The sequence below is a fragment of the Ruminococcus flavefaciens ATCC 19208 genome (assembly GCF_000518765.1).
GTDB lineage: Bacteria > Bacillota > Clostridia > Oscillospirales > Ruminococcaceae > Ruminococcus > Ruminococcus flavefaciens.
Genome location: NZ_KI912489.1, coordinates 204,293 through 217,053, shown reverse-complemented (window position 1 = coordinate 217,053; position 12,761 = coordinate 204,293). Strand labels below are relative to the sequence as shown.

Below are 12,761 nucleotides of genomic sequence, written 5' to 3'. Positions count from 1 at the left end.
TTTTTATGAATAAATTGTAAACTTTTGGCTTCTGGCTATTTATATAGCTGTTTTCAAAGCAAAACGCAGTGTTATGCGCTCTGATGAAATAGAACACTATTTCTGAAAGGAGTTATTATGTTTGAGATAGAAGCACACTACCATGACAGAAAAATATATCTTTCCGACGGCAGAGTTTATCCGCTCGGAGAGATACTTCTGCGCTATTTTTCAATGAATTTTTATGACTTAGGTGAACTGTTTGACGTATGTGAACGTGCAAAGTCTGAACTGAACATCAGTTCCTTATTTTGCCCTGCTGACATAGGCAAGTGCGCACAGGAAATAGAATTTACATACGACAACATCATGGATATTGCGAAGTCACTTCCGCCCTACGACACAAAACATTTCAGACACGGTCTGCTGAGAAATCTGTTCGCGTACTACAACGACATTTTTGATGAGCCATTTTATGAGGACTCGGAGTTTGAAGTCGATGACTACAACGAACACTTTGTCAACGCAGAGAGTACTCCTGTGTCCTATGAGGAAATGTATATCACGGAAGAACTGCACGAGCTGAGAGCGTTATCTGATTACGAATTTGACAGCAAGAAAGTTTTCAGCAACTACGAGAACAGAAAAGACGCTGCTGACTTTACAACTTGTATCGAGCAGATGACAAATGAATTCTCAACTTTTATCGAGGACATTATCCGCGTCAAGAAAATCTTTATGCCGTTCGTTGACGAGCTTTGTGACCACAACAGTTACCCGACAACTCAAAAAGTAATTGATACTTTTCAGCGTTATACAAGTATTGTTTCAAGCGGCAGTATGTGCATGGGGCACACGGTTATCGAAACAAAAAAAGGTCCCATACTCTGTGAGACATACCGTTTCACATCGCTGGGAGCCTTTCTGTATTTTGAGTTGTTCAAGTGCATCGAAGAAAAGTTCATGCCTGTCAAGTGCCGCAACTGCGGACGCTGGTTCATCATGAAGCACACCACTTTCTCACACTACTGCAAGCGTCTTGTCAGTAGCAATCCTCCGAAAACTTGTCGTGATAATGCAATGAGCCATAACTTCAAGGAGAAGATAAAGAGTGATCCTGTGTGGGAAATATACAACCGCGCATACAAGCAGCACTACGCTCGCTATATGAAAAAGAAAATGAGCAAATCACAGTTTGCAGAGTGGGGCGACTATGCTATTCAACTGCGAACTAAAGCTGCCGATGGCGAGTTGGATATCGAGGAGTATCAGAGGCTGATTAAGTTATAACGTTTATTAATTACTCGCATATTCCGCTTTTATGACAACGGAGACATGGCTGAGTTATAATCAACATCTGCTCTTATACGAATTCTCAATTTGGAGAATAATGGCATAATATCTTCTCTAAAGACAGCAATTGCTTTGTCATACGACTCATTAATTTTTCCTTTTTTGTAATCAGGATATAAATCTATCTGCTTACTAATGAATTTCTCTTTTTCAGCATCTAGATTATCATTAAAGAAATCAGTCATAAGAATCAATGTCTCAACTGAATGATAAACACCTTCGGGATTAACATAATTATTTGATGCTAAAATACTATACAAATTGATGAAGTCCTGACATAAGGCTTTAATCTCATTAAAAGGTGAGATGGTATGACTTAAGCTATCATTTTGAATTAAGCCTGTAATATAATCATTCACTTTTTCAATATCTTCTTTTTTAACATTCTCCTGAGTAATTTTGCGAACAGTCTGCTTTACGGGTTGAGTCATTTTAAACACGTTATTTAATCGCATAGAATAATTATTCTCAAGATCTTTGGCTGGCATCACTACATTAACGGCATTTAGGTTATGAGCAGTTTTAATAATTGAAGAAGACCTATAAATAATGCCGTCAAAATTCTCATTTTCTCTTATCCATAACAAAAGAAGTTGTGGAAATATATATTCTTCAACAAAACTGACATTGCGATTCTCTACCATCAATGAACAAGCGACTCTAAGCGGAAATAAAACTAAGTATTTCATTATATAACGATCAATATCATCAGAATTATTAGGATGATTCAGATACCAAAGTTTTACCGATGAAATCAATTCTGCCGGAATAGTTGAAAAATCAATAAAGTGTAAGCTCTCATTTTCTTTCAAATCTATGGAGAAAAAAGAATAGCTAAACTCTTTGGGCATACCGCACTCATACCAACATAACTCCAGATCGCTTGCAAGGTATAAACAGGGATAGCCCGAAATACTGTATCTATATGATTTTATATTTTGTCTCTTATCCATTGGTATGTGAAATAGTTCTTTTCGTTCATAGTTTTCACTTCCCTGCCGTATGCGCCATAACGATTTATACCAATCAAACCGCTTATCACAGATACTTCTCGCTGTAATAAATTTCTCAACTTTTTGCATCATGTTATAAAAATGAACATGAAGTTCTGACATTTTTCCATTGTCATAATAATGAAATGTGAGGATTATATCATCACATAGATTTTTGATTATATGCAAATTATTTTTTAGTAGTTCATAACACTCGGAACGCAGTTCACGATTGGCAGTTTGCTGTAAAGCAATTGTCAAATCAGTAAAAAATTCATCGTAATATGAGCACAAGTATCCAGCTACTGGCTTTTCTCCACGTGCAACAGGAAGCTTATGTGAAAATATAAAATTATAAATTGGATCATTTGATTTCATTGTGTTTCTCCTTTTAATTGTTATATCTGCTTTATCAGAGTGTTTATTCCAAACAAAGAATGTATGATATATCGATAACGCTTTTTTATTATAACTTAAAAAGCACAAGTTTTCAATATAAAAATGTAAATATAAACAGCCGCAAGAGACTTAAAATCCCTTGCGGCTTTTGCTTTACTTAGACAACTCCTCAACGATCTTTCCCAGAAGCTGACAGCTTTCGGGGGAGAGTTTTTTATTTTTGGACGAATTATTTCGGAACGAAGCAATGAGCTTTCTGACTATATCAGTCTGCTCTTCACTCAGCCCTGTGGTTGAGAGTTTGCCTCGCTGCTCAGTTCCCAACAGTTCATCAATAGAAACATTGAAGATATTTGAAATGGCACGAAGTGTTTCGAGAGGCGGAGATGACTGATTTATCTCATATTTACTGACTGCTGTAACGGACAGACCAAGCATATCTGCAAGGCGCTTTTGCGTATAACCTTTACTTTTTCTAAGATCTCTCAGTATTATTCCAAAATCATACGGTTCATGCATAGAATTTTCCTCACATTAAAATTTTACAGTGTGAAACTTGAATTTAATTCTATATTATGATATAATTGTAGAATAATAGATGAAATTTATTCAAATAAATAGATAAAAATTCTATAAAGGAATAATTATGAACAAACAAGTAAAATCCAGGCAGCGTGTAGCCGACCACGGAGAAGTATTTACGGCTGAGCGTGAAGTCAAAGCCATGTGCGACCTTGTATTGCCTGAAACACAGCGTATTGACAGCCGATTTCTCGAACCTGCCTGCGGTGACGGAAACTTCCTTGCAGAGGTGTTGAGCCGCAAATTAGCTGTTGTGCGGAAGAAGTACAGGCGGAGCACCATTGACTATGAAATGAACTCCCTGCTGGCTGTGAGCAGTCTCTACGGAGTCGATATACTGGCGGATAACGTTGCCGCCTGCCGTGAGCGACTCTATAAGCTGTGGGCAAAGCAGTACAAGTCGGTGTGCAAGAGCGAGTGCAGTGATGATATGCACCGTTCTATCCGCTTTATACTGGAGCGCAACATTGTCTGCGGAAACGCTCTCACGCTGTGCTGTGTTGATGAAAACTGCAACGATACCGATGAGCCTATCGTCTTTTCGGAGTGGGCATTCATCACAGGAGCAAACATTCAGCGGAGCGACTATACCTTTGCGGAGCTGCTAAGTCAGGACGAGGCTCAGCTCAGTATCAGCGGAAGTGAGGGAACGTTCCTGCAAAAATATATTTGTCATTACAGGAGGTTAGGTGAAAATGGCTGAAGGACTATTTGAAAACGTTTACAATCCCGATGTACTGTCGTGTCTGGCGAATCTCTCCAACGATGAAGTTTTCACGCCTCCAGAGGTTGTCAACCAGATGCTTGATATGCTGCCGCAGGAGCTTTTCTCTGATCCCGACACTACATTTCTCGATCCTGCCTGTAAAACAGGAGTATTTCTCCGTGAGACAGCCAAGCGGCTCATCAAGGGACTTGAACCGCAGTTCCCCGATTTGCAGGAGCGTATCGACCACATCTTTCATAAGCAGCTTTTCGGTATCGCTATCACGGAGCTGACGAGCCTGCTGTCACGGCGCGGACTTTATTGCAGCAAGTATCCCAACAGCAATTATTCCGTCAGCCGATTTGACGATGCACAGGGCAATATCCGTTTCAAGCGAATCAGCCACAAATGGGGAAAGGGCAAGTGCGTTTACTGCGGAGCGTCCGAGAGCCAGTACGAGCGTGGTGACGAGCTTGAAACTCATGCCTATGAGTGGATACATACTATAAAACCAGAGGAAATTTTTAATATGAAGTTCGATGTTATTATATCAAATCCGCCGTATGCACTCGATACTGACGGTGCCGGAAAGCAGGCAAAACCCTTATACAATATTTTCATTGAAAGTGCAAAGAAAATGAAACCAAGGTATATGTCTATGATAATTCCATCACGCTGGTTTTCAGGTGGTATGGGACTTGATTCATTCCGTGATAATATGATAAACGACAGACATATAACAAAACTTGTTGATTACACCAATTCAAAGGATTGTTTCCAAGGGTTAAGCGTAAGCGGCGGTGTTTGTTATTTCTTATGGGAGAAGGACAGAGAGAGCGACTGTGAATTCACAAATATCAAAAATGATGAAACCGATACAATGGTCAGACCTCTGAATGAGTTTCCTGTCTTGGTAAGGTATAACCGTGCAGTCGCTATCGTACATAAAATACAAAGTTTTAAAGAAGAAAAATTTGAAAATATTATCAGTTCATTGATGCCCTATGGATTATCAACCAGTTACAGAGGAGCAGATAAACCGCAATCTGACGATGATTTGATTCTTCATGCAAGTAACGGTATAAGCTATATTAGCAGAAGCGTCATAACAAAAGGCTTTGATACAATTGATAAATATAAAGTCCTTGTAAGTAAAACAAGTGCTGAACACGCTGGAGAACCGGGAAAGGACGGCAAATTTAGAATAATACCAGCATCAATGAAAGTATTATCTCCTAAAGAAGTATGCACACACTCATATTTTATAATCGGCGGATATGACGATAGAATATACGCAGATAATGTATTATCATACTTGAAAACAAATTTTGTAAGATTCCTTATGTTGTTATGTATAAGTGGATTTGGTTTATCAAAGATAGTTTTTCCTTTCGTCCCAATGCAAGATTTTTCCAAGCCGTGGACAGATGAAGAATTATATGCAAAATACGGCTTGACACAGGAAGAAATAGACTTTATAGAATCAATGATAAAGCCAATGGAATTAGGCGGTGAATAATATGATCGAACAGGAATTTTTCCCTCAGCGCCCCTCGGCAGCACCTTCCATATATGCTTTTCGGCTCAATGATGTTGCCAGTCACAACGGCTACATAAAGGTCGGCTACACCGACCGTGACGTAAAAACCCGTATCCGTGAGATAATGCACACAAGCGGCGTTCCGTACACGATCCTGTGGTCGGATTCGGCGATGCGTCCCGACGGTTCGTGCTTTACAGACCACGACATTCACGCTATACTCCGCCGAAACGGCTTTCACAGGCTCTATGAAGGCGAGGACGATAACGAGTGGTACGGCTGCTCCGTTGACGACGTAAAGGCGGCAGTCCGAGAGCTTAGAACAGGCGAGATAGCTGATACTCAGCGTACTCTTGATTTCAAAATGCGTCCCGAACAGCACATCGCCGTAAAGCGTACAATGGAGTATTTCCGAAAGGCGAAAGCTGATGAACCGGACCGTGCACCGAAGTTCCTGTGGAACGCTAAAATGCGCTTTGGCAAGACCTTTGCCGCATATCAGCTCTGCCGCAAAATGGGATTCAAGCGGATACTTGTACTAACATTCAAGCCTGCGGTGGAGTCCGCATGGCACGAAGATCTTGTGACTCATGTTGACTTTGAAGGCTGGCAGTTCATCTCCAACAAGGACGCTCACAACAATAAGATCGACATGGACACCGCCTACCGCAAGGCTGATAAGTCGAAGCCTATCGTTGTTTTCGGCTCGTTCCAGGACTTGCTCGGCACTAACGAGAACGGCGGTATCAAGGCGAAAAATGAGTTTATACATACCGATAACTGGGATATTATTATCTTCGACGAGTACCACTTCGGTGCATGGCGTGAGAATGCCAAGAAGCTGTTTGAAAATCCCGACGACGAGGCTGATGCTGACTTCGACATGGAGAAGTACCAGCAGGAGGAAGCAGGCAATGCCTACAACGAGAGCTTTCTCCCCATAACTACGGGACATTACCTGTTCCTGTCGGGTACGCCGTTCCGTGCAATAAACAGCGGCGAGTTCATCGAGGATCAGATCTATAACTGGACATACTCCGATGAACAGCGTGCAAAGCATGAGTGGAAAGGTTCGGGCAATCCCTATCTTGCGCTGCCGAGAATGGTTCTTATGACCTATAAGATTCCAGAGAGTATCCGCCAGATCGCACAGCAGGGAGAGTTCAACGAGTTCGACCTCAATGTATTTTTCTCCGCAAAAGGCAAGGGTGCGGAAGCACATTTTGTATATGAAAACGAGGTCCAGAAGTGGCTTGATCTGGTGCGAGGTGCATATCTTCCCTCCAGTATCGACGACTTGAAGCTCGGACAGGATAAGCGTCCGCCTATGCCGTATTCCGACACAAGACTGCTGAATGTATTGTCGCATACGCTGTGGTTCCTGCCTAATGTTGCATCATGCGAGGCTATGTATAATCTCTTGCAGCAAAAGCAGAACGCCTTCTATCACGATTATAAGATTAACCTCTGTGCAGGTTCAAAAGCAGGAATAGGACTGGACGCCGTTGCTCCTGTTATAAGTTCCATGAAAAATCCGCTTGAAACAAAAACAATAACGCTTTCATGCGGCAAGCTGACCACCGGTGTTACTGTAAAACCGTGGACAGGCATATTCATGCTGCGCAACCTTAAAAGTCCCGAAACTTACTTCCAGGCGGCATTCAGAGTTCAGTCGCCCTGGGTGATAACTGCCGAAAACGGCGAGGCTGAGATAATGAAACGCGAGTGTTATGTTTTCGATTTCGCCCTTGACCGTGCACTGCGTCAGATCTCAGACTACTCCTGCCGACTGAACGTGGACGAGTCAAATCCCGAGAAGAAGGTAGCGGAGTTCATCAGCTTTCTTCCTGTCCTTGCCTATGACGGCTCGACGATGAAAGCTATCAATGCACAGGATGTACTTGATATCGCCATGGCTGGTACATCAGCAACACTTCTCGCCAAGCGTTGGGAGTCGGCTCTGCTTGTAAATGTTGATAATGATACGCTGCAAAGACTTATCAATAATAAAGATGCCCTCGATGCACTTATGCGTATCGAGGGATTCAGAAGCCTTAATCAGGATATTGAAACAATCATAAACAAATCCGAAGCTGTCAAAAAAGCCAAGAAGGAAGGTACGGACAAGCTCACTCCCAAGGAGAAAAAAGAGCTTACCGACGAGGAAAAGGAATACAAGTCACTTCGCAAGCAGATACAGGAGAAGCTCATCAAGTTTGCTACCCGTGTTCCTGTATTTATGTACCTTACCGACTATCGTGAGCGCTCGCTGAAAGATGTTATCACTCAACTGGAACCGGGACTTTTCAAAAAAGTCACAGGACTTGATGTCAAGGACTTTGAGCTGTTGTGCTCCATAGGCGTATTCAACGCAAGTCTCATGAATGATGCAATATTCAAGTTCAAGCGTTATGAGGACGCAAGCCTTGTTTATACAGGCATCGATAAGCACGAAAGCGACGAGATCGGTGGTTGGGATACTGTCATCCGCCGAGAGGAATACGAGAAACTGTTCTATAATCAGCAGGCAACTATGGACGCTCCTGAAAGCAATGAGTCTCCAGCAGACACTATTGCCGCTGCCGTTACTGTAACTCCACCAAAACAGGAGCTTGTTACTGCACAGTACGGCATACATACTCCTGACAGTAAGCCTAAGAAGCCTTCTGCTCCTGTGAAAACTGAAGCCGAATCCTTCGATGTTTCAAAAGTCAAAGTCGGTATCAAGGTGTCACATAAGATGTTCGGTGTCGGCACTGTTGTAAAAAAGTATAAGTCCAATAAATATGTTATAGTTCACTTCAAGGACGGCGAGAAACAGTTCTTGCTTCCTGATGCCTTTACTAAGGGATTTCTTGATTTTGTATGACGAATAAAAGCTGCTATATACATAATCGTATATGGCAGCTTTTTCAAACAAATGACAATATAAACAATAAGAATCACTTGCTACAACTTGGTATCATTCGATATACATTCTTAAACTCATATAATGGAATATCGTTTTTGTCACCATAGATAACAATCTTGATGTTTGAATTTAATGTCACACCACTACTATTCAACGTACAGAGCATACATCTAAGTAATGACGTTGCATCTTTCGGACCATCTTCAAAACGAGTTATTCCTGTTCCTAAAATCGGTAATACGATGTCATTTGCAGCATAGGTAGCGTCAATTCCACTCCACATTTTCATGAGCATATTTTCATAATCTGCCATAGATGTAGTTGCTTTGTATTGCCCAGCTTCCTCTATATTATTAATCATTGCTATCATCAAATAAGTTTGTCTATCTCTTTGACTATCATATCGAATAATAGTTCCAATAGGGAAATCATATAAGCCTTTCTCGTTTGCTGGAATTTCTAATACTTTAGCTTTTTGCTCAACAACTTTATTTATATCTTTGATTATACCGTGGTTAAGAAATAGCTGACCGTGAAGTGAAGATTTTGTAATAACAATATCATCCACTCTCGTATCAAAATGTGAATCACATCCTATTATTTTATAACCATTTTCTTTAAAAATATCACCGTGTTTTATAGTTACTGAGTTTCCTCTTATCGAAAGCTCTATAGAATCCTTGAATAGTCGTCCTATTACTATATATGCAGCAATTGTTATGATAAGAATTGCTACCATTACAAGAATGCTATTAATAATTATGTTTGTACATGGGATATCGGCAAGTGATATACCTATAATTGACAAAAATGTGGAAATACATCCAACAAGTGAAACTGAAATAACAAAACTATCTTTTAACCGCTTTGATAAATTTGTATACCACTTATAAATTCTTTTCATATTAACCACCTATAGCTTGAGCAATACGATTATAGTCCCAATAATATTTTCCGTCAGCACCGAGATACCACATTTTACAATGAGTTCCTATATACCGTACAGCTTCAGGACATAAGGTTCTATCAACTTTAAAACTATTGTATAATACAACGATTTTTATTCCTGCTTTTACAGCCATATCACATTCATACTTTATAAAGGAACGATAGTCAACAGAATATCCTCTTGCACAAGAAGACGTATAGCTATTATAGCTTGAACACAGTTGGCATCCACCTTTTGATACAGTATCAGTATGATTTCCTACGACCAATACAAACTTGCAGGAAGCATCCATTCTCATTTTAAGCGATTTTTTTATTGAACAGGCTAAACTGCTATCGTTGCTCTGCTGAAGCTGATGAGCATCTTTTAAAACAATATAGCCTTTGCTTTTCATTTGATATATTACATTAACTGCCTCTTTATCATGATCAAAATCCGCTGCAATATATGTACAATCTCTCATATATATTTACCTCCTATGTATAATCATTTTTTATTATGTAATTTTTAATTATATGTCTCGCCAAGCAGTGCATTATCGTAAAATGGCTCGTTTTCAGCATGATGTTTTTGTCAGGTGCTTATTATACTTGTCCCACATTTCTATAGCGATTAATATTTTCAAAAAGATTGAATCCTTGACCCTTCAAATAACTATTTATGCTCAAATGATCTATCTACAGTTCAACAAGAAGGTGTTTTTCCTTTACGATTTATTATAAATCTCACAGTGAAAACACCTATTATGCCAAGTGTAAATAAGCCAACAATGCTACCACCAATCAAAAGAAGTTTTTGCCAATTTAAAACAATCCAAAAGTATGCTTGAACAATACAATACACAGCAAACCACAGCAAAACAAACAAGCCCCCTCTAAGAAGCCAGTGACAAAGAGAACCTGCTGTTTTGCCGCGAATCAAGCCATTATGATAAAAATCTCCGACTTTTATAAACGAAACACCATATGCAAGCAATCCAATAATGCCAAGAATAATATACTCATAAGAGGCGTTAATTGGCAAACCGAGAGGGTCAGTTATTCGTTCAAATATAAATTTAAAAATAATATTCACTTTTCTCTCCTTTCATATCACATTTTACAACGGGAATCACACAAATCATTCAAATTCTACATCTTCCTCAGCAACGTTATAAATATCAATCCTATTATCGATATCGATACGATTGACTATCCATCCATTAAGCTGACACATTTGAATAAAATCATTTATTCTGTTTTTTCCATGCATTTCCTTTAATGTTACTACTACACCAAATGGCATAGGAGCGTCATGCTTTGATTTCAGCCGTTCCTTAGTTTTTATACTAAGTCCCCACATACCTGCTTCATATTTTTTCTTTGGAATCGCTCTGCTTTTTATTTGATCGCTAATATGTTTGATATTGTCCCATTTGCGATAAAGAGTTCTTGCGACACCTTCATATAGACCAGCTCCGGACGAATCACCTTGCGTATTATTGTTCAACGACTTTATTGAAACCTTGCCTTTACTTAAATGAATTCTTCCAAAATGAATATCCATTTCTGTGTCAGTATAATCTACACCTTGATTTCTCGAACAAGTCGGGTAATAGCATAAAGTTGCTCGTGCATAATATGGATGAGCATCGTTTTCATATGGCACTGGTAATCTATAGGTATAGGTTTCATATGATTCTGTTAATCCAGTCATTATAAATCGAATTTCATCGTCAGGTGTATTAACAATATCCTCAATTCTAACCGGAACAACTCCAAATCCTATAGAGTGTGTAGTATCATCTCGACGATTCCATCCAGCTGCGGAATCAACTATCAATGCCTTAGCAATTTCTCTGCTGAAACCCATTTTATAAATTAAAAAAGCAAGCTTGCGTGCTATCCATGGAGCTGCAAATGATGTGCCTATCTTTTTTCCTTCACCATTTGGTAAACAGACTGTGATACATTCTCCTTTATCACCGCCATAATAGCTTACATCTGGTTTGTTGAAAAAAGACAGAACAGGACCTACTCGATGATATGAAGCGGGGTTATTCTTAAAGTCAACCGCATTAACCACTAAAGAATTAAGTGAATCAGCAGGGGCACCAATTTTCATTGTTTCCTTTGTTCTGCTGCCTTTATTTGTTCCCGCTACAACAAAAACTATATCATATAAGCTTTGTAATTCATCAAGAATTGCAGCTTCAGGAGACATGTAATTAGGATTGATCTCCAATGCGGAACCAAGAGATAAATTCCAGACTTTTATATCAGGGTTTGCCTTAACTATCTCTCGAATGCTACGCATTATTGTAAATGAACTGAATCTTCCGTGAGTTGCAACACCAAAATGCTTAACTCTAAATCTTCCACAACCATCATCCAAGTTTTTATTAAATGAAGGCCCATCAACAATGATTGAAGAAACCGCAGTTCCATGTTCATAATCAATACTATCAACTTCTATATCATCGGAAATCATTCTTTTGTATGTAACCCATTTGCCAAAATAAACACTATCATCAAAGAGAGTATCAATAACGCCTACAAAAGGCTCGTTTGATGGATCTGGTATGGATAATGGTTCAAAATCATCATATCCTAATATATCTTCTTTTGCAATCTCTCTCATATCCACAACTTTCATAGATATTAGATAAGGCACGTTCATCTTGAGTTTTGCAAAATCCTCTGGTGATACTCTTAAAGTTTGATCATCTATCATTTTAGTTTCGGCCATATCAATACCGATTCTATCTAAAAGATCACGTGTAGAGATATTGGTCTTATACAGAGATATTATTACAGCCTCTTCTACATCCTCAACTTTTGTATCAACTGCAAATTTACTAACATAATAAGCATCAACCAGTGTATTTACAAATACACTTCTTTTGATATCTTCACACTCATAAACTTTTTCGTTATTGTTAATAGTATCAATTATATCGTGAGTAATACAACCATTATACTTATTTTTTATATACGAATTTACGATAGATAATTTGCGTATAGCTTCATATAATACTTCTTCGCTTATGAAGTGAATAAACACATGCTTTTGAGGAGTTCCTTCAAAACGTGAGCCTCTGATTGTATCGTTAGATGATATTTTCCCTTTTTTAAACAATGAATTGATCCTATTGCTTTTGGCTATTACATCAATATAATATACACTGAGCAGGATTCCGCCTATAGTTCTGTCTTTTTGCCAATATGCAGCAATAGCTTTTAATTGCTCTATAAGTTCAGACAAATGCTTTGAATCAACCTTTCTTCCTTTTGGAATATTTCTGGCTCCAGGTTTATTGGGATTAGGTTTATGCTCGAATTTTCCTTTTAACTGCAATGTAGGATTCATGT

The 12,761-nt window shown here is 39.1% G+C and carries 10 protein-coding genes; 4 read left to right on the top strand and 6 right to left on the bottom strand.

The genetic code is table 11. The features are described 5' to 3' along the window. Positions 1-117 precede the first annotated feature (117 nt). A complete protein-coding gene (locus L870_RS0107705; RefSeq protein WP_028517656.1) occupies positions 118-1,269 on the top strand; it encodes a DUF6076 domain-containing protein in 1,152 nt (383 codons plus the stop codon). 29 nt (positions 1,270-1,298) lie between these two features. Here the strand turns inward: L870_RS0107705 and L870_RS18500 are convergent, their stop codons facing one another. Both L870_RS18500 and L870_RS18495 read right to left on the bottom strand, forming a co-directional pair. After that, a complete protein-coding gene (locus L870_RS18500; protein ID WP_051411465.1) occupies positions 1,299-2,702 on the bottom strand; it encodes an RES domain-containing protein in 1,404 nt (467 codons plus the stop codon). A gap of 174 nt (positions 2,703-2,876) precedes the next feature. Then, on the bottom strand, positions 2,877-3,242 hold the full coding sequence (locus L870_RS18495) for a helix-turn-helix domain-containing protein (protein ID WP_051411464.1): 366 nt from the start codon (positions 3,240-3,242) through the stop codon (positions 2,877-2,879). Positions 3,243-3,369: 127 nt separating this feature from the next. On the opposite strand from L870_RS18495, the gene L870_RS0107690 reads away from it, so the two are divergent. From L870_RS0107690 to L870_RS0107680, 3 genes are read left to right on the top strand one after another with little or no spacing between them, the layout of a single operon-like run. Continuing rightward, entirely contained in the window at positions 3,370-4,008 is a 639-nt protein-coding gene (locus L870_RS0107690) for a restriction endonuclease subunit M (RefSeq protein WP_028517655.1), read from the top strand. Further along, positions 4,001-5,530, top strand: coding sequence for an Eco57I restriction-modification methylase domain-containing protein (locus L870_RS0107685; protein WP_028517654.1), 1,530 nt, complete (start codon positions 4,001-4,003; stop codon positions 5,528-5,530). Before L870_RS0107690 ends, L870_RS0107685 begins: the two co-directional genes overlap by 8 nt. A gap of 1 nt (position 5,531) precedes the next feature. Then, positions 5,532-8,420 carry a GIY-YIG nuclease family protein gene (locus L870_RS0107680; RefSeq protein ID WP_037271632.1) on the top strand — a complete coding sequence of 963 codons (2,889 nt, stop codon included), beginning with the start codon at positions 5,532-5,534 and terminating at the stop codon, positions 8,418-8,420. A gap of 73 nt (positions 8,421-8,493) precedes the next feature. On the opposite strand, the gene L870_RS0107675 is transcribed toward L870_RS0107680, so the two are convergent. From L870_RS0107675 to L870_RS0107660, 4 genes are all read right to left on the bottom strand, one after another. After that, entirely contained in the window at positions 8,494-9,366 is an 873-nt protein-coding gene (locus L870_RS0107675) for a macro domain-containing protein (RefSeq protein ID WP_028517652.1), read from the bottom strand. 1 nt (position 9,367) lies between these two features. Further along, complete coding sequence (locus tag L870_RS17020) at positions 9,368-9,874, bottom strand: hypothetical protein (RefSeq protein ID WP_037271629.1); 507 nt, start codon at positions 9,872-9,874, stop codon at positions 9,368-9,370. 221 nt (positions 9,875-10,095) lie between these two features. Further along, on the bottom strand, positions 10,096-10,485 hold the full coding sequence (locus tag L870_RS0107665; protein WP_028517651.1) for a hypothetical protein: 390 nt from the start codon (positions 10,483-10,485) through the stop codon (positions 10,096-10,098). A 45-nt stretch (positions 10,486-10,530) separates the two neighbouring features. Then, positions 10,531-12,759, bottom strand: a complete 2,229-nt coding sequence (locus tag L870_RS0107660; RefSeq protein WP_028517650.1) for a S8 family peptidase — start codon at positions 12,757-12,759, stop codon at positions 10,531-10,533. Positions 12,760-12,761 lie beyond the last annotated feature (2 nt).

Coding starts and splice junctions, on each gene's coding strand:
- L870_RS0107705 (WP_028517656.1), top strand. CDS start 118: ATGTTTGAGATAGAAGCACACTACCATGACAGAAAAATATATCTTTCC.
- L870_RS0107680 (WP_037271632.1), top strand. CDS start 5,532: ATGATCGAACAGGAATTTTTCCCTCAGCGCCCCTCGGCAGCACCTTCC.
- L870_RS0107690 (WP_028517655.1), top strand. CDS start 3,370: ATGAACAAACAAGTAAAATCCAGGCAGCGTGTAGCCGACCACGGAGAA.
- L870_RS0107660 (WP_028517650.1), bottom strand. CDS start 12,759: ATGAATCCTACATTGCAGTTAAAAGGAAAATTCGAGCATAAACCTAAT.
- L870_RS0107675 (WP_028517652.1), bottom strand. CDS start 9,366: ATGAAAAGAATTTATAAGTGGTATACAAATTTATCAAAGCGGTTAAAA.
- L870_RS0107685 (WP_028517654.1), top strand. CDS start 4,001: ATGGCTGAAGGACTATTTGAAAACGTTTACAATCCCGATGTACTGTCG.
- L870_RS18495 (WP_051411464.1), bottom strand. CDS start 3,242: ATGCATGAACCGTATGATTTTGGAATAATACTGAGAGATCTTAGAAAA.
- L870_RS17020 (WP_037271629.1), bottom strand. CDS start 9,874: ATGAGAGATTGTACATATATTGCAGCGGATTTTGATCATGATAAAGAG.
- L870_RS18500 (WP_051411465.1), bottom strand. CDS start 2,702: ATGAAATCAAATGATCCAATTTATAATTTTATATTTTCACATAAGCTT.